Source organism: Oceanibaculum indicum P24, from assembly GCF_000299935.1.
Taxonomy (GTDB): Bacteria; Pseudomonadota; Alphaproteobacteria; order Oceanibaculales; family Oceanibaculaceae; genus Oceanibaculum; species Oceanibaculum indicum.
The window spans coordinates 23,787-49,018 of the sequence record NZ_AMRL01000017.1 but is presented as its reverse complement, the minus strand read 5'-3'; the positions used below and the strand labels follow the sequence as shown (position 1 = coordinate 49,018).

The following is a 25,232-nucleotide window of genomic DNA, read 5'->3' as shown; positions in this document are numbered from 1 at the left end:
CTCCTATTCCGCCGGTGCCGGATTGCCCGAGGGCGCCTTGCTTCCCGTGCCGCGCCCCTTGCCGATGCGCGCCCTGATCCGGCGCGCGCCCTCCATCAGGCCGCCCGGCAGGAAAATGACGATCAGCATGAAGATGAGGCCGAGCGTCAGGTGCCAGCCCTCGCCGACGAAGGGAGAGACGACCGAGACCACGAAATCCTCCAGCCCATCGGGCAGGAACGAGAAGATGTCTTCCAGCCGTGCCTTGTGGAAGGCCGAGAAGATGTTCTCGAAATATTTGATCACCGCCGCACCGATGACAGGGCCGACGAGGGTGCCGACACCGCCAAGGATGGTCATCAGCACGACCTCGCCCGAGGCGGTCCACTGCATGCGCTCGGCACCGGCAAGCGGGTCCGTCACCGCCAGCAGGCCGCCGGCAATGCCAGCGTAAATGCCTGAAATAACGAAGGCCGCCAGCGTATAGGGACGGGTGTTGAAGCCGGTGTAGGCCATCCGGGTCTGGTTCGACTTGATGGCCTTCAGCATCATCCCGAATGGCGACCGGTCGATCCGCATCGCCACGAAGAAACACAGGATCAGGACCACCGCGCACAGGTAGAAGGCTTCAAGGCCGCCGAGTTCGAGCCCGAACAGGTTGGGACGGGGGATGCCCGGCACATCGGTGAAGAAGGCACGGTCGATGACCCGCGGGTCGTTGAGGGCGAGCTGCAATCCCGTCTCGCCGTTCGTGATCGGCGTGAACACCGAATAGGCGAGGTTGTACGACATCTGCGCGAAGGCGAGCGTCAGGATCGAGAAATAGATGCCGGACCGCCGCAGGCTGATATAGCCGATGGCGGCGGCAAACAGGCCGGAGATCAGGATCGCCAGCGCCAGCGCCGGAATGACGTTCATGGTCAGCAGCTTGAACGACCACACCGCCGCATAGGAACCGACGCCCAGGAAGGCGGCGTGCCCGAACGACAGGTAGCCGGTCATGCCGAACAGGATGTTGAAGCCGATGGCGAAGATGCCGTAGATCGCGAATTTCTGCATCAGGTCGGGGTAGGCCGCGCCGAAAGGGGCCAGCCAGATCGGCATGGTCAGCACCGCCGCAGCGAACACCACGAGATAGACGAGGTCGTTGCGCAAGGCGTTCATGTCAGTTCTCCATCACGCCTTTGCGCCCCATCAGGCCGCGCGGCATGACCAGCAGCACGACGACGGCGACGAGATATATGATGACCTGGTCGATGCCAGGCAGGATGCTGTTGACCTCGTTCATCGAGGCGAAGCTTTGCAGGACTCCGAGCAGGAAGCCGGCAAGGACAGCGCCACTCACCGAGCCCATGCCGCCAACGACGACCACCACGAAGGACAGGACCAGGAAGTCCATGCCGATATGGTAGTTGGGCGAGACAATGGGCGTGTACATGACGCCGGCGATTCCGGCGACCACGGCGGCAATGCCGAACACGACCGTGAAGCGCTTCTGGATGTCGATGCCCAGGAAGCCGACAGTCTGCCGGTCTTCCATGCCCGCGCGCACCACCATGCCATAGGTCGTATAGCGCAGGAACGCGATCACCATCCCCATGACGGCAAGCGCGAAGCCCAGATAGACCAGTCGCCACCAGGGATAGAAGATGCCGCTGAGGCCGATCCATCCGCCAACATCGACACTGCCCGCCAAAGCGGCCGGCGCACTTGTCGGTATCGGGTTGGCGCCGAAATTCGCCTTCACGATTTCCTGCAGGACAATCGCCAGCCCGAAGGTGACCAGGATCTGGTCCGCATGGGCGCGCTTGTAGAAGTGGCGGATGAGCCCGCGCTCCATGGCGATGCCGACAATCAGCATAACCGGAATGGCAAACAGGATCGAAAGCGGCACCGACCATTGCACCAGGATGGCGCCGAAATCACCGAGCCATGCCTGGACAAGCGGCGTGCGCACCTCCATCGGCGACCCCCACGGGGTCAGCCGGTCGGGGTCGATGGTCACGGTCTCGAGCTTGAGCAGACGGCTGAAGACGACGGCACAGAAGGCGCCGATCATGAACAGCGCGCCATGCGCGAAATTGACGATGCCGAGCGTGCCGAAGACGAGCGTCAGGCCAAGCGCGATCAGCGCATAGGCCGCACCCTTGTCGAGTCCGTTGAGCAATTGCAGAAAAATTTGGTCCATGAGCCCCATCCGCTCCGGTAGAGAAACGATGCCTCAAGCGAGACGGCGACCGGCCCCCCCGGAGGCCGGCCGCCAGGGTCAGCCGATCAGCACTTAGTGCTGACCGGGCCCAATTCTCCGCCAAAGATCGATGGGTCATAGGTGACAGTCTTGGTCGGGACCTCTTTCACGACCTGCAGCAGATCGTACTTGTCCTTCGGGTTCTCCTTACCCTGCACGACCAGCACCGGCTTGAAGCACTGATGGTCGGAGCCGCGATAGAGCGTCGGCCCGTTGCCGAGACCGTCGAACTCGAAATCCTCCAGCGCCTTGACGACGCCTTCCGGATTGAAGGTTCCGGCGCGCTCGCAGGCATCGGCATAGAGCAGGGCCTGCACATAACCGGTCTGCGCGGCCTGCGACGGCGGGGTTCCATAGGCCTCGCCGAAGGATTTCGTGAACGCCTTGGTGCCTTCGTTCTGCAGCTTCCAGTCCCAGTTGGCGGTGCCGTAGATGCCCTTGATGGCATCGCCGGCGCCCTGCGCCATCAGCTCGGAGAACAGCGGCACGACAATCTCGAAATTCTTGCCGTTGACCTGCTTGTCGCGCAGCCCGAACTGAACCGCCTGGCGCAGCGAGTTCACCATGTCGTTGCCATAGTGATTGAGGATCAGCACATCGGCGCCGGAGTTCAGGACCGGCGTGATGTACTGCGAGAAGTCGGCAGCACCGACCGGCGTGCGAACGGTCTGCACCGTCTCCCAGCCAAGACCCTCTGTCGCGTTCTTGATCGATTCTTCCTGGGTCCAGCCCCAGGTGTAGTCGGCGGTGAGGTGATAGGCGCGGCGGTCCTTGCCATAGGCCTCGCCAAGCACTGGCGCGATGGCCACACCCGACATGTAGGCGTTGAAGAAGTGCCGGAAGCCGTTCTTCTTCTTGTCCTTGCCGGTGGTGTCGTTGGAATGCGTCAGGCCGGACATGAAGATGATGCCCATGTCCTGGCACAGCGACTGCACCGCAACGGCAACGCCCGACGAGGAACCGCCGGAGATCATGATGGCGCCGTCGCGCTCGATCATGCGGGTTGCCGAGGCGCGCGCCGCGTCACTCTTGGTCTGCGTGTCGCCGGTGACGTATTCGACCTTCTTGCCCAGGACGCCGTTGCCCTTCAGCGCGGTGCCCTTGAAGGTGTTCAGCATGCCGCCATCACCCTCGCCGTTAATATGCTTCACGGCAAGCTGGTAGGCCTTCAGCTGGTCCTTGCCCTCTTCGGCATAGGGGCCGGTCTGCGGACAGTTGAAGCCGAACACCACCTTGGAGCCGGTCGGGCTGTTGCAGAAGCTCTGAGCACGCGCGGCACCCGACAGAATCATGGGCATCGCAAGGCCGGCACCGACAAGGCTGGTGCGTTGCAGGAACAAGCGTCGGTTGATCTTCTCGATTGGCATCTTTTTTCCTCCCAGTTCGCGTTGCCGGCTGCTCGCCGGTCGGTCGACGGGTTCTTTGACCCTGCGACATCATTACGCGGGATTGTAATTTATTCAATAAGTCATTGGTAAATCACAGTTTTTTTGTAAATTATTTTATTGCGATCATAAGAAATTTGTCATTAATTTACAAACTAGGGGGTAAAGGATGGCAGCGAAACTCGTCGGGCTGAAGATCAGGACCCTGCGCATGCAGGCGGGGCTGTCCCAGAACATTCTGGCCCAGCGCGCCGGCATATCGCCGTCCTACCTCAATCTGATCGAGCGCAATCGCCGCCCGGCATCGACGCTGCTGCTCGACCGGATCGCTGCCGAGCTGGCCGTCGATCGCGCGCAACTCGACGGCGAGGCGGAACGGCGCCTGGCGGATGAGGTGCGCGAGGTCTCGGCGGAGCTGGCGGCCAGCGAGAAGCTGCCCGAACTTGCGTCAGCCGAGGAATTTGTCGGCCATCATCCGGGATGGGCAGCGCTGCTCCTGCGCCTCTATCGTTCCTACCAGGACCGCGACGCCGCGGTTCTCGCCCTTGCCGACCGGCTTGAACATGACCCGTTCCTGCGTGACAGCGTCCACCAGATGCTGACCCATGTGACCTCGATTCGCTCGGCGGCGGAGATCATGCAGGCCAGCGACACACTCGAATCGACCGACAGCCGCCGTTTCCTGGAGATTGTCGCCGGCGACAGCGCACGGCTTTCCCAAACGGCCATGGCCCTTGCCGCCTTCTTCGACAGTGCGCAAACCCGTGTGCGCGCCGCCACCCCGACCGAGAAGGTCGATGCGCTGATCGTGGCGTCGCAGAATTATTTCCCTGAACTGGAAGCCTATGCCGACGCTGTCCGCGCCACCGGGGAGCACGAAACGCTGCTGCACATCCCGCCTGCGTTCGATGCGGCAGACAATGAGGAGCGGCCATCGCCCTTCGAGCAGCTGCGCGCGCAGGCGCGGCTGGGCGCGGCCGGCGAGGTTGCCGCGATCCTGTCGCGCCATGAGGGGTTCGAGCAGGATGGCGAGGCCTTCCGGCTGGCCGCCAATGCGTTGTTCGCCTACACCGCTGCGGCAGTGCTGATGCCGTACGAGCCGTTCCATGCCGCCGCGGAACGGCATCGCTATGATCCCAACAGGCTGGCCAGACTGTTCGGCGTTTCCTACGAGCAGGCGGCACACCGGATGACCACACTGCGCCGTCCCGGCCGGGAAGGGGTGCGCTTCGCCTTCATGCGGGCCGACCCGTCAGGCTATATCAGCAAGCGTCTGCCCCTGCCCCGTCTCCCGCTGCCCCGCTACGGCAATGCCTGTCCGCTCTGGGTGATCTATACCGCGTTCCAGACGCCCGGCATGACGGCGCGCGCCTTCGGCGCCCTGGCGTCAGGCGATGATTTCCTTTTCTTCGCCCGCGCCGTCGAGAAGCAGCCGGCAATGACCGGCGGGGCGCGGCACCTGATGTCGATCATGCTCGCCTGTGATGGCGATGACGCGGCCCGCGTGGCCGCCGCCGACGGCATCGAAAGGCGGGCGGCAACAGTGCCCGTTGGCACGACATGCCGGCTGTGCGTCCGTGAGGCGTGCCGGCAGCGACAGGAACCGCCGCTGATCGCCTGAGCCGCCGCGTAGCAAAAGCGATGGCAAGAGGCGGTATTGCGCGCCGGAACACGGGCTTAGCCAAAAGGCTTGTTTGACCGCCATGCAGGCCCGATTATGGCATCAGTGGTCCCAGCATAAGAACCATGGCTGCCAAACAGGCGGTCAACAAGGTTGAAGAAGCGGACCGCAGGGGAGGACGAAACATTGGGGAGAACCAGAATACTGATCGTCGAGGATGAGCCGAACATTGTCGAATCGCTCAGCTACATTCTCAGACATGCGGATTTCGACGTCTCCATAGCGGAGAATGGGCTGGAGGCGCTGGAACGGCTGCGCCGCGCGAAATTCTCGGCGATGATCCTCGATGTCATGATGCCGGGAATGAGCGGATTCGATGTGCTGCGGGAAGTCCGCGCCGACCGCACCCTGTCCGGCCTGCCTGTCATTGTCCTGACGGCCAAGGGCCAGAGCCGCGACCGCCAGACCGCCAGCGAGGCCGGGGCGACCGAATTCATCACCAAGCCCTTCTCGAACGCCGAGATCATCGCCTGCATGCGACAGGTCACCGGCAAGGGCTGAAGCGGTGAAGCACTGGGACAGCAGAACCCGGAATATCCGGGACGGCGCTGCGATACTCCCCGTCGCAGCGATATTCCTGCTCCTGCCGCCAACGATCCTCGTCTTCTCAGCCCCCGTCCTGATTGCCGGCATCCCGCTGATCGTCCTCTATGTTTACGGCGTCTGGGCCTGCCTGATCCTGTGCGCGTTGCTGGTGGCCGTGCGCGTCAGGGAAGTCGACGCGAACGGCGAGAACGATCAGGACGGCACCTGAATGCTGCATCCCGATCTCGTCATCGTCATATGCCTTGTCTATGTCGCCGTTCTGTTCGGGGTGGCGTTCGCAGGCGACCGGCGGGCCAGACGCGACTCGGGCGGCTGGCTCTCGTCTCCGCTGGTCTATACCCTGTCGATCTCGATCTACTGTACCTCCTGGACATTCTTTGGCGCCGTTGGCTCGGCGGCACGGAACGGGCTGGAATTCATTACCATCTATCTTGGCCCGACCATCGTGTTCGTCGGATGGTGGATATTCCTGCGCAAGCTGGTCACGGTCGGCCGCGTCCATAATACGACCTCGATTGCCGACTTCATCTCCGCGCGCTTCGGCAAGAATCCGATGCTGGGTGCCCTGGTGACGCTGATCGCCGTCATCGCAACCGCGCCCTACATTTCGCTGCAGCTCAAGGCCCTGACCGACAGCTTCCAGGTGCTGACATATCCTCGCGGGGCGGTGACGGCGGCAAGCTCGACGATCGAGCCCGACTATGCGCTGGCCTTCTGGATCGCGGCGGGCATGTGCGTCTTCTCGATCATGTTCGGCGTGCGCAATATCGATGTGAACGAACGGCATCAGGGCGTCGTCGCCGCCATCGCGCTGGAGGCGGTGGTCAAGCTGGTCGCCCTTCTGGCCGTAGGCCTGTGGGTTGTCGGCCTGTCTGACTGGGACCCGGCCGCGGCTTTCGCCAATGCGCCGGCAAGCATCATCGACCCCGCCGAAACCTTTGGCCCGCGCTGGCTGACCCTGCTGTTTCTCGCGGCGGCAGCCGTTATCTGCCTTCCGCGCCAGTTCCAGGTCACCGTAGTGGAGAATTCCAACAACAGCCAGATCAGGACCGCCTCCTGGCTGTTTCCGCTGTATCTGCTGCTGCTGTGCCTTTTCGTGATTCCGATCGCCATCGCGGGGCTGGAGCGGCTTCCCAGCGGTTCCAACCCCGATCTCTTCGTGCTGACCCTGCCGATGCAGGAGAACAACAATACGTTGACCTTGCTTGCCTTTCTGGGCGGCTTCTCCTCCGCCACCTCAATGGTGATCGTATCCTCGATTGCGCTTTCGACGATGATCTCGAATCACATCATCATGCCCCTGGCCTTGCGGTTTTCGCTGCTGCCGCAGGCCAGTGCCAAGGCGATGCGCCATTTCATCCTGACCGCGCGGCGCGGGGCGGTGATCTTCGTGGTCCTGCTCGGCCTGATCTATTTGCGGGCAAGCAACTCCGAGGCGCTGGCCGCCATCGGTCTTGTCTCCTTCTGTGGTGTTGCCCAGTTCCTGCCCAGCCTTGTCGGGGGGCTGTACTGGAGCCGCGCAACCGCCGCCGGCGCGCTGGTCGGGCTGTTCGCCGGCCTCATCGTATGGGGATACACGCTCGTCCTGCCCAGCTTCGGGGAGAGCGCCCTGATATCGGCTACGATGATGGCCGATGGCCCGTTTGGCTTCCTGTGGCTGCGGCCACACGCCCTGTTCGGCCTCACCGGCTATGACCCGCTCGTCCATGCGGTGTTCTGGAGCATGACCGCAAATATCGGGCTGTTCGTGCTGGTGTCGCTGATCAGCGAACCGACACCGCTGGCGCGTTTCCAGTCGATGCTTTTCGTCGATGTCTTCCGCCGCCAGACCGAGACCGAACAGCGCATCATCCGCCGCACGGCACGGGTCGCCGACCTGCGCCAGATCGCCGAGCGCATCCTCGGCCCCGCCGAGGCAACCGCAATGTTCGCGGATCGCGACGTCCACCGTTCGGTCCTTGCCGGCGATGAGACGATCTCGCGCGTCGAACAGCGGCTGGCGGCGAATGTTGGCGCGGCATCAGCCCGCTCGCTGATCTCACGGGTGGTCAGCGACGAGACCATCAGCGTGCAGGAGCTGAAACGCATCGCTGGCGAGGCCGAGCAGATCCGCGCCTATTCCGAGGAGCTGGAGCGCAAGTCGCGCGAGGTGGAGGCCACGGCCGCAGCCCTCGCGGCGGCCAACCAGCGCCTGCGCGAGGTCGATGCGCAGAAGGACGAGTTCCTCAGCCAGATCAGCCATGAGGTGCGCACCCCGATGACCTCGATCCGGTCGTTCAGCGATATCCTGCTCGCCGAACCGGCCATGCAGGAGGAGCGGAAGCTGCGTTTCCTCAACATCATCCAGAATGAAAGCATCCGGCTGACCAGGCTGCTCGACAGCATTCTCGAAATCGACCAGCTGCGCACCGCCTCGGCGCGCCAGGCGCCCGTCGATTTCGACCCGGAAGAGATTCTGACCTCCGCCCTGGAAAGCTGCGAGGCGCTTGCCCACACCGCCGGCACCACACTGGTTCAGCAGCGGCACGAGGGCGCCGTTACGCTGTCGGGCGAACCGGACAAGCTGGCGCAGATCTTCATCAACCTGATCTCCAACGCCATCAAGTACAACGACGCGCCGAACCCCAGCGTGACCGTCTCCAGCCGCTCAGACCAGGGCATCTATGAAGTGCGTGTCGAGGATAACGGGCGTGGCATCCCCAGTGAGGATCACGAACGCATCTTCCTGAAATTCGAACGCGGCGCTATCGCGGGCCATCAGGGGGCGGGCCATCACGGGGCAGGGCTGGGGCTGGCCATTTCGCGCCAGATCGCCGAGCAGTTTGGCGGCAAGCTGTTCCTCGACGATCATGGCAAGGCTGGCGCCTGCTTCGTCCTGCAGGTCCCGATAGCGGGCGGCAAGGTCTAGATCAGGTCGCGCGGGACGATACGGAAAGCGTCGATGTTCGTGTGGGCCCAATAGCCTCGCGTCGCGCAACCACGCGCGCCCCCAAAAGGGGAAAGCAGCGCGTTGTCTTGATCGGAAAATTCAGAAGGAAGCTGGCGGAGGGGATGGGATTCGAACCCACGATACAGTTTAACCTGTATAACGGTTTAGCAAACCGTCGCCTTCAGCCACTCGGCCACCCCTCCGCCGTGAGCGGCTTACGTTCACGACGTATGCGGAGGCCCCTTCTATAGACCGCCCCTGCCCCTGTCAACGAGAGATGGCGTATCCGTCTGAGGGGGCTGAAAAAAGCCGGAAGAGCCCGCCCCGGCGCGCGATCGGCCGGGGCGGAATCGTCTCTGAGGATCAGGCCGGAACCGCCATGCCCTTTTGCACGGCAGGCCGCGCGCCAACATCATCGAACCAGCGCTTCAGGTTCGGATAATTGGCCCAGTCGATGCCGTGCCATTCCCAGCGCGAGACCCACGGATAGGTGGCCACATCGGCGATGGTGTACTCCTGCCCGGCAAGGTAGGGCACCTCGCCCAGCCGCTTGTCCATGACGCCATAGATGCGGTGCGTCTCGTTGGTGTAGCGGTCGATGGCGTAGGGCACCTGCTCCTTGGCGAAGCGGCGGAAATGGTGAGCCTGGCCGAACATCGGGCCGACGCCGGCCATCTGGAACATCAGCCACACCATGGTCTCGTAGCGGGCAGCCGGATCGGCGGGCAGCAGCTTGCCGGTCTTCTCCGCCAGGTAGAACAGGATGGCGCCGCTCTCGAACAGGCTGATCGGCTTGCCGCCCGGCCCCTCCGGATCGACGATGGCGGGAATCTTGTTGTTCGGGCTGACCTTCAGGAAGTCCGGCGCGAACTGCTCGTCCTTGCTGATGTTCACGCTGTGCGTGTTGTAGGGCAGGCCGACCTCCTCCAGCATGATGGAGATCTTGCGGCCATTCGGCGTACCCCAGGTATAAAGCTCGATCATTTCGGTTCCTTAGTGATGGTTAAGGATGGATGGCCGCACCTTAGTGCATGGACCGCCGCGATGGAACCGGGCTGGGCATTGAAAGGGCCGGCCTCACGCCCTCTTGACGGAAGCCGGGCGAAGGCGCATTTCTCCGCTGCCCCGCCGGATTTCCCGGCGGGCTTTTCATGGACAGAACGCACCCATGTCGTCCGCGTCGTCGCTTCCTTCGGCGCTGCCGCCCTTTCTGGCGGCCCTTCCCGATTCCGAATCCTCCGCTCCACTGTACGCCGGCGACGGCATCGCCGCCGCGCTGACACTGCGCGAAGCGGGTGCGCCAGGAGCGGCACTCGACCGGCTGGCCGCCGTGCTGCGCCACTGGCCGGCCGAGACCGAGCCCTGCCTGCTCGCCGGAGAGATATTGCTGGAGCTGGGCCGCTCGACAGAGGCTGCCGGCATCATCACCCGCGCCCTGGCGCTGGCGCCCGGCGATACGCGTATCCGCCTTGCCCATGCCGAGGCGCTGGCCCGATCCGGCCGTCCGGCGACCGCGATCACTGCCTATGAGGCGCTGCTGCGGCTGCGGCCCGGCCATGCCGGTGCCCTGCTCGGTCTGGCGCGATTGCAGGCGGTGACGGGCGAGCAGGAGCGCGCCGCCGACACCTACCGCGAACTCTGCCGGATCGACCCGCGCGATCCCGTTGCGGCGCAGGAGCTTGGCGCGCTGCTGATCGGGCTGGATGCCCTGCCGGAGGCCGTGGAGGCGCTGCAACGCGCGCTGCGGCTTGACCCCAGCAATGCAGAGAGCCATGCCCATCTCGGCCGGGCCTGGATGCTGTTGGGCGAGCGCGAGAAGGCCCGCGCCAGCCTGGCCCGGGCGCTTGAACTCGACTCCGCGGACCGGCTAGGCGTACAGAGCCTGCTGGAGGCGCTGGACGCGCCGAGCGACAGCCTGCCGCCCTCCTATGTCCGGCACCTGTTCGACCAGTATGCTGAAGCGTTCGACAAGGCGCTGCTGGAGGTGCTGGACTATCAGGGTCCCCGCCTCCTGCGCCGGGCACTGGACCGGCTGATTCCGACGGAAAGCCACGGCCATCTGGCGATGCTGGATATCGGCTGTGGTACCGGGCTGACCGGCCGCGAGCTGCGCCCCTTCGCCCGCCACCTTGCCGGTATAGACCTTGCCCCGCGCATGATCGAGCAGGCCGCCCGCACCGGCGTCTATGACGCGCTCGCCGTGGCTGATGCGGTCGCCGCGCTGCGCGACGGGGTGGAAGAGTGTACGCGTTGGGATGTGGTGGTCGCCGGCGATGTGCTGGTCTATCTGGGTGACCTCGCCCCGCTGATGGAGGCGCTGGCGGCAGCGCTGGAACCCGGCGGGCTGTTCCTCGCCACCGCCGAGGCCCTGCCGGAAGGGTCGGACGGCCCCTTCCAGCTGAAACCGACCCGGCGGTTCGGCCATGCCGAAGGCTATATCGCGCGGCTGGCCGCGGAGCGCGGCCTGTCCGTGGTGCTGGCCGAGCAGGCGGTGCTGCGGCTGGAAAAACGCCAGCCGGTGCAGGGCTTCGTCATCGCCCTCAAAAGAAGCGCATAAAGCAGGGCTGCCCCGACGCTTTCCATCTGGCTGCGCGGCGGGTTTGGCCGCAGAGTGACAAAAACGCCGAGGAAATGCCCCGCCCGTGACCGCCACCCCCTCACCCGCCCCGGCCCCGACGCTGACCGAGGCCGACCGCCCTTTTACAGCCATCGCCTTCACCTTGGCGGCGATGCTGCTGTTCAGCGTGATGGACGGCATCGCGAAGCACATGACCGCAAGCGTTCCACCGCTGCAGGTGGTCTGGGGGCGCTATTTCTTCAACACGCTGTTCCTGCTGCCCTGGCTGCTGCTGGTGTGGCGCGACCGGCCGCTTGCCACCGGCCAGCCGAAGCTGCAGCTGACGCGCGGCCTGTTCATGCTGGGCTCCTCCACCTTCTTCGTCACCGGGCTGGCGCACCTGCCGCTGGCGCAGGCGACCGCCATCGGCTTCGTCGCCCCGCTGATGGTGACGGCGCTGTCGATCCCGCTGCTGGGGGAAAAGGTGGGGCTGCGCCGCTGGCTGGCGGTGCTGGCCGGCTTCATCGGCATGCTCATCATCATCCGGCCGGGCAGCGACCAGTTCGACCCGGCAGCCTTCTTCCCGATGTTCTCCGCGACCAGCTGGGCGCTGGGCCTGATCATGACCCGCCGCATGCGCCATGCCGAAAAGCCGGTGACGACGCTGTTCTACACGGCGCTGGTCGGGGTGGTCATCATGAGCGCGATCATGCCCTTCCTGTGGGTACCGGCCGATGCCGCCTACTGGGGCTTCATGGTGGTGATGGGCTTTCTGTCGGTGACCGGCCAGTACCTGCTGATCCGCGGCTTCAACCTGGCCTCGGCCTCGCTGCTGGCGCCATTCTCCTACAGCAACCTGATCTGGACGACGGCCATCGGCTATCTGGTCTTCGCCTCGGTCCCCGATGGCTGGACCTGGGTTGGGGCCAGCATCGTCATCGCGTCCGGCGTCTATGTCTGGCATCGCGAGCGGGTGAATGCCCGGCCGGTGGTGGTGGCGGGCGCCTCCATCGCGCCCACCACGATACCGGCCTCATCGAAACGACGCTGGCGCAGAGGCTAGCTCTTTTTCTTTTCCTTCTCCGCGGCCTCCTCGGCCTGCTTCTCCTCCGCCTCTTCCTTCGCGGCCTGAACCTTGGCGTCAGCGGAATCGCGCATCTCCGGCGGCGGGCCCTTGGGCTGCTTCGCCTCGGACGTGGCAGCGTCGACGGCGGCCTCGTCCTTCTGCACCGGCTTGGCGCGCTTTGTCCGGTCGATCAGCAGCCGCGCCGGCGGCGAGCCGCCCTCCTTGTCGATGCCGAAATACAGCGTCTGATGCGGGAACGGAATCTCGATGCCCAGCTCGTCGAAGCGGTTCTTCACCCGGCGGTTCATCTCGCGGCTGATGGCCCACTGCATGCCGGCCTTGGTGGTGAAGCGGCAGCGGATGACCACGGCGGAATCGCCCAGCGCCTGCACGCCGAAAATCTCCATCGGCGCGGTGATATTGGCCTTGAAGTTCTCGTCCTCGGCCAGTTCCTCGCCGATCTTGCGCAGCACCTCGATGACCTCGTCCACATTCTCCCGGTAGGCGATGCCGACATCGACCACCGCGCGGCCGAAATCCTTGGTCATGTTGGTGATGATATCGACCGAGCCGAACGGGATGACATGCACGTTGCCGCCCAGGTCGCGCAGCCGGATGGCGCGGATCGACATGCCCTCGACCACGCCGGACTGGCTGCCGACCTGCACCACGTCACCGACATTGATGGTGTCCTCGACCAGCAGGAACAGGCCGGTGATCACATCCTTCACCAGCGCCTGCGAGCCGAAGCCGATGGCCAGGCCGATGACACCGGCACCGGCCAGCAGCGGCGCGATATTGACCCCCAACTCCGACAGCACGATCAGCGTGACCAGCGTGATCAGCACGATCAACAGCGCGTTGCGCACCAGCGGCAGCAGGGTCTTGGCGCGGGTGTTGGTCTGGCCCTGATCGTCCAGCCGCTTCAGATAGCGCTCCACCATCAGGCTGACCGCCTCCCAGATCGCGGCGGCCACGCCGAGGATGATCAGGATGGTCAGCACCGTGGTCACGAAACGCTGGCCGCCGGTTGAGGTGACATAGGCGAAGGCGTCCAGCCCCCAGACCTGCAGCAGCGCCACGGCGGCGATCACGACGATGAGGCCATGCAGCACGGTGCTGAGCACAGGCACATAGCGGTTGGCGCGGGCCTCCAGGCTGGGGAAATCCTGGCGCATCTGCTCGCTGACCGAAAACAGCTGCGTGACCGCCCGGTCGATCCCGGTCCAGGCCAGACGGGCCAGGACCAGGATGATGCCGGAAATGATTGTCGCGCGGATCACGAAGGTGAAGCCGCCCTGGACCTCAAGGATCAGGATGCCGAAGAGGGCGAAGATGTAGAGCAGCGCCACAAAGTGCCAGATGCCGGCAATCCGCCGACGCATCCGCCGCATCGCGCGGGCGGCGGCGGGCAGTTCGGGCTGCGGCTCCTCGCCTTCGGCCTGCCAGGCGGTCGCCGGATCACCGCCGCGCAGCGCATCGGCCACCGGCTTGCGGTTCTGCAGCACGAAGATGACCGCCATGACCGCCAGCACGACATAGATCAGCTTCACGAAAACCTCAGCCACCGCGTTCGGCAGGCCAAGCGGCACCGCGGCCTCGACGGCGAACAGGCCGAACACGGCGGTTATCGTGAAACGGCGCAGCCAGATATGCAGATAGGCCGCGGTCTCGTCGGTGATGCGCAGATGGCGGCGGTCGCGATGCTGTGGCGACAGCATCAGGTCGATGGCGGCCATCACCGCCTTGTACACGACGAAGGCGAAGATCAGCGCAACCGACGCCAGCCGCACGGAAGGCGGCATCTGCGCCATAACGATGACCGCCTGGGCGGCGCCGAAGAAGGCCAGGACCGGGATCAGGTCGAACACGCCGCGCACCAGAAGCATCAGCCAGCTGAGCCAGCGGGTCTGCGTCTCCTTCTCCGCCGCCTGACGCCGTAGCCGCCGGAACAGCAGGCGCACCACGTAATAGGCGACATAGCCCGACAGCACGACGACGAGGATCTTGCCGAGGCCGAGCAGCAGGCGCTCGCGGCGCTGTTCGTCCCGCGCCAGCGTCATACCCCAGTCGAGAACGCGGTCATAGTTGAACACCGCCTCGATGCCCTGGACCAGCGCGCCGCTCAGCACACCGATGCGCGCCGACACGCGGCCCAGCAGGCTGGACACCGGCACCGGCTCCTGCGCCTCGCCGCTGGCATCCTGAACCTTGACCAGCGCCTCGATCTGCTCGATCAGCGCCTGGCGCTTCTGCTCGTCCTTCAGCGTATCGGCCAGCTTCTGCAATTCCTGCTGCGCTGGCACCTGGGCAGAGTCCTGGGCCGTTTCCTGGGCCTGGCCGGACTGTTGCGCCATCGCACCGGCGGCCGGCACGAGAAGGGCGCAGGCAAGACTGAGGGCGAAAAGCGCGGTCCGCAGGCCAGAAAGCATTGTGGAATTTCCCCTTCGTGATTTGCCGTCACTATAGGGCTTCATTCCCGTCGCTCAAGGGCGGGGCCGATTTCCCGGCAGAAGCGAGCGATTTCGGCGGGCTTGTTTCGCGCCGTGCGAGCATGGATAATCGCCCCGCTAACCGCGTGATTGGCCAGATCGCTGCGAGCCCCCGGACAGCCCGTACGGTCATATAAACGCATTCGGAACTTAGGGAGACGGCCGCATCATGTCAGACGCCTCAGTGATACCGATTCGCGAAGACCGGGCTAAATCCGCCTGGATTGACGAAAAAGGGTATTTCGACCTCTACGAACGCTCGATCAAGGACCCGGACGGTTTCTGGGCCGAACACGGCAAGCGCATCGACTGGATCAAGCCCTACAGCAAGGTCAAGGACATCTCCTTCGACCGCAACAACCTGCATATCCGTTGGTTCGAGGATGGCACGCTGAATGTCGCGGCCAACTGCATCGACCGGCACCTGGCCAAGCGCCGCGACCAGGTGGCGATCATCTGGGAAGGCGACGATCCGTCCGAGCATAAAAACATCACCTATGGCCAGCTCCATGAGGAGGTCTGCCGCTTCGCCAATGTGCTGAAGGCGCAGGGCGTGAAGAAGGGCGACCGGGTGACGATCTACCTGCCGATGATCCCGGAAGCGGCCTATGCCATGCTGGCCTGCGCGCGCATCGGCGCCATCCATTCCGTGGTGTTCGGCGGCTTCTCGCCGGACGCGCTGGCAGGCCGGATCGTGGATTGCGATTCCACCGTGGTCGTGACCTCCGACGAAGGGCTGCGCGGCGGCCGCAAGGTGCCGCTGAAGGCGAACACCGACGAGGCGCTGAAGAAGTGTCCGGGCGTGAAGAGTGTCGTCGTGGTGAAGCGCACCGGCGGCAAGATCGACTGGGCGGACGGGCGCGATGTCTGGTACCACGAGGCGGCCTCCAAGGTTCCGGCCGACTGCCCGCCGGAGGAGATGAAGGCGGAAGACCCGCTGTTCATCCTCTATACCTCCGGCTCGACCGGCAGTCCGAAGGGCGTGCTGCACACCTCGGGCGGCTATCTCGTCTATACCTCGATGACCCACCAGTATGTCTTCGACTATCACGAGGGCGATATCTACTGGTGCACCGCCGATGTCGGCTGGGTGACCGGCCACAGCTACATCGTCTATGGCCCGCTGGCGAACGGGGCCACCACGCTGATGTTCGAGGGCGTGCCGAACTATCCGGACGGCTCGCGCTTCTGGCAGGTCGTGGACAAGCACAAGGTGAATACCTTCTACACCGCGCCGACCGCCATCCGCGCCCTGATGCGCGACGGCGAGGAGCCGGTAAAGAAGACCAACCGCAAGAGCCTGCGCCTGCTGGGCTCGGTCGGCGAGCCGATCAACCCGGAAGCCTGGCTGTGGTACTACCGCGTCGTCGGCGACGAGAAGTCGCCCATCGTCGATACCTGGTGGCAGACCGAGACCGGCGGCATCCTGATCAGCCCGCTGCCTGGCGCCACGCCGCTGAAGCCGGGATCGGCCACCCGCCCGTTCTTCGGGGTTCTGCCGGTGCTGGTGGACCATGAAGGCAACGAGCTGAAGGGCGCCACCGAGGGCAATCTCTGCATCGCCGACAGCTGGCCCGGCCAGATGCGCACCGTCTATGGCGATCACCAGCGCTTCATCGACACCTACTTCTCGACCTTCCTCGGCTACTACTTCACCGGCGACGGCGCGCGGCGGGACGAGGATGGCTATTACTGGATCACCGGCCGCGTCGATGACGTGATCAACGTGTCCGGCCATCGCATGGGCACGGCCGAGGTGGAAAGCGCGCTGGTCGCCCATCCGAAGGTGGCGGAAGCCGCCGTGGTCGGCTACCCGCACGACATCAAGGGCCAGGGCATCTATGCCTATGTGACGCTGACCGCCGGCGAGGAGCCGACCGAGGCGCTGCGCAAGGAACTGGTGCAATGGGTGCGCAAGGAAATCGGCCCGATCGCCAGCCCAGACCTCATCCAGTGGGCGCCCGGACTGCCAAAAACGCGCTCGGGTAAAATTATGCGTCGCATTCTGCGCAAGATTGCGGCAAATGAATATGACGCCCTTGGCGATACCTCAACGCTGGCCGATCCCGGCGTCGTGAATGATCTGATCGAAAATCGGATGAACCGCGCGTCCTGACAGGCAGCGGGTTGAGGTGGGGTAAAACGCCCCGCCGCCAAGACGCGAACGCACACCGACAAAATTCGGCCCGGGGAGCAATCCCCGGGTTCTTTTTTTATGGACGAGTCACGGCGATGGCGACCTGGCCGCCCAGCGTGCCGACCGTCGCCTCTATGCCATAGGCGGCGCGTAGGTTCTCCGGCGTCAGCACAGCCTCGGCAGCGCCTTCGGCCAGCAGCGTCCCCTCGGACAACAGGATGAGCCGCGTGCAGAAGCGCGCCGCCAGTGTCAGGTCGTGCAACGCCACGACTACAGTTCCCCCACCTGCGGCCCGGCGCGCCAGCAGCGCCATCACGTCCAGCTGATGGCCGGGGTCGAGCCCGGCCACCGGCTCGTCCGCCAGCAGCAGTTCGGGATCGCCGGCCAAAGCGCGGGCCAGCAGCACGCGCGCCAGCTCGCCGCCGGAGAGCTGCGTGACGGGCCGCCCGACAAGGCCGAGCACGCCGGTAAAGCGCATCGCCGATTCGATGGCAGCCATATCCTCCACCGACAGACGGCTCCAGGGCGTGCGGTGCGGCAGGCGTCCCAGCGCCACCAGCGCCTCGGCCACCAGCGGCCACTGGCACTCGTTCCCGGATGCCAGATAAGCCAGGCGCCGGGCCAGCACCGGCGGAGACATCGCCGCCAGCGGCGCACCATCCAGCGTCACCGCCCCGGCCTGCGGAGCCTGCAGCCCGGACAGGGCGCGCAACAGCGTCGTCTTGCCCGCTCCGTTCGGTCCCAGCAGGCCGACCAGCTCGCCCGGCCCCGCCGCGACATCCACCCCGGACAGGACAGAGCGGCCGCCAAGCGAAACGGCAAGGCCGGTGGCATGCAGCAGGCCGCTCATCGCATCTGTCTCCGCGTGGTATAGAGCAGATGCAGGAAGAAGGGCGCGCCGACTAACGCCGTGACCACGCCCAGCTTCAGCTCCATGGCGCCGACCGGCAGGCGGACGGCGATGTCGGCGGCCAGCACAAGGGCCGCTCCGCCCAGCGCGCTCAGCGGCAGCAGCCGCGCCGGGTCATAGCCCACCAGCGGGCGAAGCAGATGCGGCACGACCAGCCCGACAAAGCCGATGGCACCGCTGACCGACACCGCCGCCCCCACCGCCAGCGCGGTGCCGCCGATCACCAGCAGGCGCAGCCGCCCCAGCCGCACGCCCAGGCTGCGCGCGGTATCCTCGCCGAGGCTGAGCGCTGCCAGGCTGCCGCCGCTCGCCAGCAGCAGCACCATGCCGGCCAGCATGAAGGGGGCGGCCAGCCAGACCTCCCGCATGCTGCGGTCGGCCAGCGAGCCCAGCAGCCAATAGACGATCTCCAGCGCGGCATAGGGCGATGGGGCCAGGTTCAGCGCCAGCGCTGTCAGTGCACCGGCAAGGCTGTTCAGCGCCACCCCGGCCAGGATCAGCGTCAGCACGCTGGCATCCCGTCCCGCCAGCGCATAGAGCAGCAGCACCGACAGGGCAGCACCGATCAGCCCACCCAGCGGCAGGATCAGCGACAGGCTGCCGGCGAGCCCGAAATAGAACACGGTGACCGCCCCCAGCGCGGCACTGGCCGAGATGCCCAGCAGCCCCGGCTCCGCCAGCGGGTTGCGCAGCAGCCCCTGCAGGGCGGCCCCCGACAGGCCCAGCGCCGCGCCCACCAGCAGGCCCAGCAGCGCGCGCGGCAGGCGGATATCCAGCAGGATCGACCGGGCGATGGCCGCCTCCTCCCCGCCCATGCTCAACAGTTCGAGCAGCGCCAGCGGCGCCCGGCCGATCAGCAGGGAAGCGGCAAAGAGAATCACGACCAGCAGGACCAGCCCCAGCCCGACATGCCAGGCGGACCGGCCAGCCCGCGCCAGCGAGGCCGAAATATCGGGGGATACCGTCACGGGCGCGCCTCCGCCAGAATTTCCGCCGCCACCGCCAGCCCCGGTCCGGGGCAGGTCAGCAACCGCCCTTCCAGCGAGACGCGCCGCTGTGTCGAAGCCTGCAGCGCCGCATGATCGAGGCGATGCCGCGCCAGCGAGACGCCTTCGCCTATTGCTTCCTCCAGTACCAGCACATCCGGGCGGGCGAGCAGAATATCCTCCAGCGTCAGGAACGTGCCTTGGCGGGCGGTTGGGCCTGCCGCGAGATTACGGAACCCGGCCTGTTCCAGCAGGTGACCGGCCAGCGAATCCGGCCCGCTGGCATAGAGGTTGGGTTGCAGCAGAAACGCGCCTGGCCGATCCGCCTTGGGCGACGGACGGGCAGCGGCAATGCGCCGTTCAAGCGATTGCGCCAGCGCCTCGCCCTTCTCCGCCGCCCCGATGGCGGTCGCGACGCTGCGGATCTGCGCCAGCGCCCCGTCCAGCGAGTCCGCCGGTGGCAGCTCCAGCACGGCAACACCCAGCCGGCGCAGCATGCCGTTCGTCATACGCTGCTGATAGGTGCCGGACAGCACGAGGTCCGGCTGAAGTGCGACGATCTCCTCCGCCCGGCCGCTGTTCAGGGGAATATCCCCCACCCGGTCGGCCAGCGCCGACACGGCAGGATCGGCGGCAAGATAAGACAGGCTGGCGATCTGCCGGCGTTCCGCCAGCAACAGCAGCAGCTGGTCGCCGCACAGATTGATCGAGGCCAGCCGCCGCGGCGGTTCGGCACGGGACGATTCGGCATGAGCCGGTTGCGCACCGGCCGCCAGCAGCGCCACAGCGATAGAAATGGCCGTAATGACGATACCCCGTTTCATAAGCCGCGCGGTCCCCGCATCCGCTGGCCGACAGCGCCAGCGCCGCGATCTTCCCCGCAACGAGCCGCGCCCGCAACCCGCTTGGCGCAAACAAAAAAAGGCCCTCCCCCGCGCAGGAGAGGGGGAGGGCCAGTGGTGGGGAGGCACACCTCGCAGAACGAGGGTGCATTTCGAGGCCGTACGGCTAAACGACCACGAAATCAGTAGGGTCACGAGGGAACGCCGAACCCGATCCTGTCCTCTCGGACAAGCCGGCTACCCTTGCAACGATAGACGGCACACCAAAAAGTTCATCTCAGGAGAGAATGATATGCCAAGCTGGTATCCCGGTAAACATGAAAAGTAATTCCCAGAAAAACTTTTTGAACAGAATGCTATTTGAACAAAAACCTTCCGAATGAACGGCAGTCAAACACCATCCAACCCTTTGACTCCAGACGAAAAAGCCCGCCGGCGATGCCGGCGGGCGCATTCCGATCAAAGAAAGTGGGGTGGGTCAGGCGGTCGTATGCTGCCCCAGCAGCGCCTCGACGCAGCCCTGCACGGCATAGCCTTCCTCGAAGGTGGCCAGCCGGTGCGGCTTGCCCTGCAGCATCAGGGAGAGCTGGTTCAGCTGCTGCTGCACGGAGCGCGGGCGCAGCGTATCGGCGGGACCGAGATCGACCGTTTCCCAGCTGGTCGCCCCGAACCGCTCCGCAGTCATCCAGTCGCAGATGCGCATCGCGCCCTTCTCGCCGGTGACAGTCCAGCGATTATGGTCATCCTTCTCGCCCTCAACACGACCCTGCAGTCGTACCGCGACACCCCCCGCCATCATGTCGGCCTCGATGGCGACCTCTGCCGTCACACCGTCTTCCGGGTACTCCACGGTGACACCGCGGATCGACAGTGGGCCAATCAGGCGGCGGGTCAGGAACAGGAAATGCGACAGCACCTCGCGGGTAAAGCCGCCCTGCTCCCGCCGGGCCAGCCAGCCGACAGCGCCCTCCTGCCAGCCGCGCGGCCATTTCGCGAAGGCGACCTCGATCTCGACCTGCTTCACGGCACCCAGCGCTCCCGACTCCAGCGCCTCGCGCATCGTCGTACCGGCCAGCGAGGAGGCGAATGGGAAATTCACCGCCGCCTTCATCCCTTCCTTCATCACCCGGTCCGTCACCTGCCCGGCCTCGGCCAGATCAACCGCCAGCGGCTTCTCGCAGAACACCGCCTTGCCGGCATCGAAGCTGGCCATCGCATAAGCCAGATGGCTGGTCGGCGGCGAGGCGATATAGACGCACTCGATGGCCGGATCGGCGATCAGCGCTTCGGCGCTGGCGGCGCGGCGGATCTGTGGCCGGTCCTTCGCCAGCGCGGCCATCGCCTCGGCAGACGGGTCCCAGGCCACTGCGACCTCGAAGCCGTCATGCACCGCCATGCTGTTCAGCATGCGCTGCCCCATGATGCCAAGGCCGATGATTCCGATCTGGTGCGCCATTTTGGCTGCTTCCTTATGGTTCAGGCGAACAGGCTGTAGAACATCCGCGCCGAGGTGATGGCGAGGAAAAGGGCAAAGGCGCGGCGCAGCCACTTCGTGCTCATCGCATGCGCCATGCGCGCCCCCCAGGGGGCGGCCAGCATGGTGGCCGGCACGATCAGCGCGAAGCCGATCAGCGAGACATAGCCGATACTGAGCGGCGGGCGGTTCGGCATGCCGATACCGCTGTAGAGGAAGCCGATGGTGCCCGGAATGGCGATCACCAGCCCCAGCGCCGAGGCGGTGCCGACCGCCCGCTTGATCGGGAAGTTGAACAGCGACAGGGTCGGCACGCTGAGCGTTCCGCCGCCAATGCCCATCATGGTCGAGAAGCCGCCGATGATCACCGCGATCAGATGCTTCAGCGGCGCCCTGGGCAGCCGATCGGAGATATGCATGCCTTCCCGCGCGAAAGCCATATGGGCGGCGACGATCAGTGCAACCACGGCGAACACGCCGGTTAGCACCGCGCCCTTCACATAGACCGCAATGACCGTGCCGATCAGCGCGCCGATCAGCGCCATCGGCGCCCAGGACTTCAGCAGGTCGAAATCGACCGAGCCGCGCTTGTGGTGCGAGCGCGCCGACATGATCGAGGTCGGGATGATGGTGGCGAGCGAGGTGCCGACCGCCAGATGCATCTTCACCGACGGGTCGATGTTGAAACCGGTCAGGATATGGAACAGCACCGGCACGATGACGATGCCGCCGCCCACGCCGAGCAGGCCAGCCAGAACACCGGCGAACAGGCCGGTCGCGAAAACCGCAAAGGCGAGCGCCAGCAGCGTCGCGTCGATCACGCTTGCATCCATGGGAAGGCTCGAAAGTAGTGGGCGGGACGATCCGTTAGACTATCCGATGTCATAGGCGAGGCAGCGGGACGGCACAAGACCGGTGTTGCCGGCCAGCCTGCATGGCTGGCCCTCAGGCGGGGCGGCCGAGACCTTCCAGCGCCGTGGCGACGGCGGCCTCCGGCTGGCTGAAATCCAGCTGGTGGAAATCCGCGTCATACAGCACGGGGATGGCGTTCTGCTGGCAGAACTGGCGTGCGGCACTCAGGGCTTCATCGCGGCTTGGCGCCAGCTTGTCGGCGATGCGCTGCACATCCAGCTTGTCGCCGCAGCGCCGGCACCAGTTCATGACCGTATAGCAGCCCTTCTGCCCCTGCGGCGCCGGCAGGGTGACACAGATCAGGACATTATCCTCGTCCCACAACGGGTCGAACGGTTTTTCTTCCGTCATCCTTGCCTCCCTGATCCATGGACCCCGGATATTAGCCTGCCGCGGCCGTCTTTGTCGTCAGCCGGAAATGCGTGGTGACATAGGCCAACAGTTCGGCCACCGACTGCTCGATGCTCTGGTTCGCCGTATCCACCACCAGCTCCGGCGCCTGCGGCGGCTCGTAGGGGGCGGAAATGCCGGTGAAATCCTTGATCTCGCCGGCCCGCGCCTTCTTGTACAGCCCCTTCGGGTCGCGCAGCTCGCAGGTGGCGACATCCGCCTTCACATGGACCTCGTGGAACAGCGTCCCGGCAATGTCGCGCACATGGTCACGGTCGGCCCGGTAGGGCGAGATGAAGGCGGTGACGACGATCATGCCGGCTTGGGCGAACAGCGCCGACACCTCGCCGACGCGGCGGATATTCTCCGCCCTGTCGTCTGGCGAGAAACCCAGATCGGCGGACAGGCCGTGGCGGATATTGTCGCCGTCCAGCACATAGACCTGATAGCCCTTGCGGTGCAGTTCATGTTCCAGCGCCAGCGCCAGCGTGGTCTTGCCCGCCCCGGACAGGCCGGTCAGCCAGATCACGCCGCTCTTGTGGTTGTTCTTCTGCCAGCGATCCTCCATCGCCACCCGGCTTTCCACCGCGTGGATGTTGGTGGAGACCACGGTGCGCTGGGCGCGCTGGTCGGGATAGCCTTCCATCGAGACGATGCCGCCGCCGACAATGTCGTAGCCCTCGACCAGCACGAAGCGCCCGGTGCGCGGGTTGCGCTGGAACTCGTCCAGCGCCAGCAGCGAGCGGGACCGCAGCACCACCTCGGCAACGCCATTGCGCTCCACCGCCTCATTGGCGCTGAGCGACAGGTCGCCGACATCGATGACCGTCTCGACCCGCTCCACCTCGACCGGGAACTCGCCGGTCGCCAGCTTCATCTTGTAGGTCCGGCCCTGTCGCAGCGGCGAGTGACCCAGCCAGAACAGCCGCGCGCGGAACACGTTGGTCTCGACCGGCGCGGTCTCGGCATGGCTGACGATCTGCCCGCGCTCGACGAAGATCGGCTCGTCCAGCGTGATGCCGACCGACTGGCCGGCACTGGCCGTCGTCACCGGCGCGGCGGCGTTCCATGCCTCGATGCTGGCGATGCGCGCACTCTTGTTCGCCGGCGACACCAGGATGCGGTCGCCGACCGACAGGCTGCCGCTTTCGATGCGGCCGGCGAGAATGCGGCGCTGGTCGAACTTGTAGACGTCCTGCACCGGCAGGCGCAGCGGCAGATCGACCGGCGGCGGCGGCGGCATGCAGCCATCCAGCGCCCCAGTAACGGTCGGCCCCTGATACCAGGGCATGGCGTCCGAGCGGCGGGCGATATTGTCGCCCTCGCGCGCGGAGACCGGCACCACCTGCAGCGGCTCCACCCCGATGGAGGCCAGATAGGCGCGGATATCCGCCTCAACCTGGGCGAACCGCCCGGCATCGTAGCCGGCGAGGTCCATCTTGTTCACCGCCACCACGACCTGACGCACCCCCAGCAGATGCAGCAGATAGCCGTGCCGGCGCGACTGTTCCTGCACGCCATCCACCGCATCGACCACCAGCACAGCGGCAGCAGCAGCGGACGCACCGGTGATCATGTTCTTCAGGAATTCCTTGTGACCCGGCGCATCGACGATGAGGTAGGGCCGCGTCTCGGTCTTGAAGTGGATCTGCGTCGTGTCGATGGTGATGCCCTGGTCGCGCTCGGCCTGGAAGGCATCCAGCAGGAAGGCCCATTCGAAGGGCATGCCGCGCTTTTCCGACATCGCCCGGATGGCTTCCAGCTTGCCGTCTGGCATGGAGCCGGTGTCATGGATCAGCCGCCCGACCAGCGTGGATTTACCGTGATCGACATGGCCGACGATGACGATGGTCAGCGGAGCCGTGCCCTGGATCGTTGCCGTCATCACATATACCCCGCCGTGCGCAGCCGCTCGAAGGCGTCCTCGGTCTCGGTATCCATGGCACGGCCGCTGCGCTCCGGCACGCGGGTCTGCTCCAGCTCGGCGATGATCTCCTCGATGGTCGCCGCCTCGCTGGCAACCGGATGGGTGATGTCGGTATCGCCCAGGCTGCGGTAGCGCTTGCCGTTCTTCGAGAAATAGAGCGGCACCACGGGGATCTTCTCGCGCTGGATGTAGCGCCAGATGTCCAGCTCCGTCCAATGCAGGATCGGATGGATGCGGACATGCGTGCCGGGTGCGAAATCGGTGTTGTACTGGTCCCAGAATTCCGGCGGCTGGTCCTTGAAGTTCCAGGCCGCATCGACGCCGCGCGGGCTGAACACACGCTCCTTGGCGCGTGTCGGCTCCTCGTCGCGGCGGATGCCGGCAACCACCGCCTGGAAGTCGAATTCCGCGATGGCGCGCTTCAGCGCCTCGGTCTTGCGCGCGGCCGACCGGGCGGCAGGCGGCAGGGTCGCGTCGATCTCCTCGATCGGCGGGCAGTCCCGTACGACAAGGTTCAGTTCCCACTCCTGCCGGTAGCGGTCGCGGAACTCGTACATTTCCGGGAACTTCTTGCCGGTGTCGCAGAACAGCAGCGGAAACGGGATATGGCCGAAGAAGGCCTTGCGGGCCAGCCATATCATGACGTTCGAATCCTTGCCCAGCGACCACAGCATGGCCAGCCGGTCAAACCGGTTGAACGCCTCGCGGAAAATGTAGATCGACTGGCTTTCGAGCGCGTCGAGATGATCCATGGGGATGTCGGCTTTCTCG

Annotated in this window: 20 protein-coding genes and 1 tRNA gene; 7 read left to right on the top strand and 14 right to left on the bottom strand. The window is 65.4% G+C overall.

The genetic code is table 11. The annotated features are described in order from the left end of the window. Positions 1 to 3: 3 nt before the first annotated feature. The 3 genes from P24_RS13105 to P24_RS13095 form a co-directional block, all read right to left on the bottom strand. Positions 4 to 1,143, bottom strand: a complete 1,140-nt coding sequence (locus tag P24_RS13105) for a branched-chain amino acid ABC transporter permease (RefSeq protein ID WP_008945214.1) — start codon at positions 1,141 to 1,143, stop codon at positions 4 to 6. Between the two features lies 1 nt (position 1,144). After that, the gene (locus P24_RS13100; protein WP_008945213.1) at positions 1,145 to 2,167 is read right to left on the bottom strand and encodes a branched-chain amino acid ABC transporter permease; all 1,023 of its coding nucleotides are present in this window, start codon (positions 2,165 to 2,167) and stop codon (positions 1,145 to 1,147) included. 86 nt (positions 2,168 to 2,253) lie between these two features. Next, the gene (locus P24_RS13095; RefSeq protein ID WP_008945212.1) at positions 2,254 to 3,594 is read right to left on the bottom strand and encodes a substrate-binding protein; all 1,341 of its coding nucleotides are present in this window, start codon (positions 3,592 to 3,594) and stop codon (positions 2,254 to 2,256) included. A gap of 187 nt (positions 3,595 to 3,781) precedes the next feature. Between P24_RS13095 and P24_RS13090 the strand changes: the two genes are divergently transcribed. From P24_RS13090 to P24_RS13075, 4 genes are all read left to right on the top strand, one after another. Next, positions 3,782 to 5,233 (top strand): XRE family transcriptional regulator, encoded by a 1,452-nt coding sequence (locus tag P24_RS13090; protein ID WP_008945211.1) that lies wholly within the window; start codon positions 3,782 to 3,784, stop codon positions 5,231 to 5,233. A gap of 186 nt (positions 5,234 to 5,419) precedes the next feature. After that, positions 5,420 to 5,794, top strand: a complete 375-nt coding sequence (locus P24_RS13085) for a response regulator transcription factor (protein ID WP_008945210.1) — start codon at positions 5,420 to 5,422, stop codon at positions 5,792 to 5,794. A gap of 4 nt (positions 5,795 to 5,798) precedes the next feature. Next, positions 5,799 to 6,047, top strand: a complete 249-nt coding sequence (locus P24_RS13080) for a hypothetical protein (protein ID WP_008945209.1) — start codon at positions 5,799 to 5,801, stop codon at positions 6,045 to 6,047. Then, complete coding sequence (locus P24_RS13075; RefSeq protein WP_008945208.1) at positions 6,048 to 8,747, top strand: sodium:solute symporter family transporter; 2,700 nt, start codon at positions 6,048 to 6,050, stop codon at positions 8,745 to 8,747. Between the two features lie 132 nt (positions 8,748 to 8,879). Here the strand turns inward: P24_RS13075 and P24_RS13070 are convergent. Together P24_RS13070 and P24_RS13065 are read right to left on the bottom strand one after the other, a co-directional pair. Beyond that, positions 8,880 to 8,971: transfer RNA gene (locus P24_RS13070), tRNA-Ser, on the bottom strand. Between the two features lie 160 nt (positions 8,972 to 9,131). Further along, on the bottom strand, positions 9,132 to 9,752 hold the full coding sequence (locus tag P24_RS13065; protein ID WP_008945207.1) for a glutathione S-transferase family protein: 621 nt from the start codon (positions 9,750 to 9,752) through the stop codon (positions 9,132 to 9,134). 184 nt (positions 9,753 to 9,936) lie between these two features. Here P24_RS13065 and P24_RS13060 point away from each other — a divergent pair, with 184 nt between their 5' ends. Further along, entirely contained in the window at positions 9,937 to 11,325 is a 1,389-nt protein-coding gene (locus tag P24_RS13060) for a tetratricopeptide repeat protein (protein WP_008945206.1), read from the top strand. Between the two features lie 85 nt (positions 11,326 to 11,410). Further along, complete coding sequence (locus P24_RS13055; protein ID WP_008945205.1) at positions 11,411 to 12,388, top strand: DMT family transporter; 978 nt, start codon at positions 11,411 to 11,413, stop codon at positions 12,386 to 12,388. Here the strand turns inward: P24_RS13055 and P24_RS13050 are convergent. Next, positions 12,385 to 14,823: a mechanosensitive ion channel domain-containing protein gene (locus P24_RS13050; RefSeq protein ID WP_008945204.1), complete on the bottom strand. Its 2,439-nt coding sequence runs from the start codon at positions 14,821 to 14,823 to the stop codon at positions 12,385 to 12,387. The two genes, P24_RS13055 and P24_RS13050, sit on opposite strands and share 4 nt — an antisense overlap. A 229-nt stretch (positions 14,824 to 15,052) precedes the next feature. On the opposite strand from P24_RS13050, the gene acs reads away from it, so the two are divergent. Beyond that, the gene (acs, locus tag P24_RS13045; protein WP_008945203.1) at positions 15,053 to 16,999 is read left to right on the top strand and encodes an acetate--CoA ligase; all 1,947 of its coding nucleotides are present in this window, start codon (positions 15,053 to 15,055) and stop codon (positions 16,997 to 16,999) included. 97 nt (positions 17,000 to 17,096) lie between these two features. Here the strand turns inward: acs and P24_RS13040 are convergent, their stop codons facing one another. The 8 genes from P24_RS13040 to cysD all read right to left on the bottom strand — a co-directional run bounded on the left by P24_RS13040 (position 17,097) and on the right by cysD (position 25,213). Then, a complete protein-coding gene (locus tag P24_RS13040) occupies positions 17,097 to 17,870 on the bottom strand; it encodes an ABC transporter ATP-binding protein (protein WP_008945202.1) in 774 nt (257 codons plus the stop codon). Next, entirely contained in the window at positions 17,867 to 18,898 is a 1,032-nt protein-coding gene (locus P24_RS13035; protein ID WP_008945201.1) for a FecCD family ABC transporter permease, read from the bottom strand. Before P24_RS13035 ends, P24_RS13040 begins: the two co-directional genes overlap by 4 nt. Further along, positions 18,895 to 19,740, bottom strand: a complete 846-nt coding sequence (locus P24_RS13030) for an ABC transporter substrate-binding protein (protein ID WP_008945200.1) — start codon at positions 19,738 to 19,740, stop codon at positions 18,895 to 18,897. Before P24_RS13030 ends, P24_RS13035 begins: the two co-directional genes overlap by 4 nt. 496 nt (positions 19,741 to 20,236) lie before the next feature. Further along, positions 20,237 to 21,214 (bottom strand): Gfo/Idh/MocA family protein, encoded by a 978-nt coding sequence (locus P24_RS13025; RefSeq protein WP_008945199.1) that lies wholly within the window; start codon positions 21,212 to 21,214, stop codon positions 20,237 to 20,239. 20 nt (positions 21,215 to 21,234) lie between these two features. Beyond that, on the bottom strand, positions 21,235 to 22,053 hold the full coding sequence (locus P24_RS13020) for a sulfite exporter TauE/SafE family protein (RefSeq protein WP_322095728.1): 819 nt from the start codon (positions 22,051 to 22,053) through the stop codon (positions 21,235 to 21,237). A 124-nt stretch (positions 22,054 to 22,177) separates the two neighbouring features. Next, a complete protein-coding gene (locus P24_RS13015) occupies positions 22,178 to 22,495 on the bottom strand; it encodes a hypothetical protein (RefSeq protein ID WP_008945197.1) in 318 nt (105 codons plus the stop codon). Between the two features lie 31 nt (positions 22,496 to 22,526). Then, positions 22,527 to 24,419 carry an adenylyl-sulfate kinase gene (gene cysC, locus P24_RS13010; RefSeq protein WP_008945196.1) on the bottom strand — a complete coding sequence of 631 codons (1,893 nt, stop codon included), beginning with the start codon at positions 24,417 to 24,419 and terminating at the stop codon, positions 22,527 to 22,529. Further along, positions 24,419 to 25,213, bottom strand: coding sequence for a sulfate adenylyltransferase subunit CysD (cysD, locus tag P24_RS13005; RefSeq protein ID WP_008945195.1), 795 nt, complete (start codon positions 25,211 to 25,213; stop codon positions 24,419 to 24,421). Before cysD ends, cysC begins: the two co-directional genes overlap by 1 nt. Positions 25,214 to 25,232: the final 19 nt, after the last annotated feature.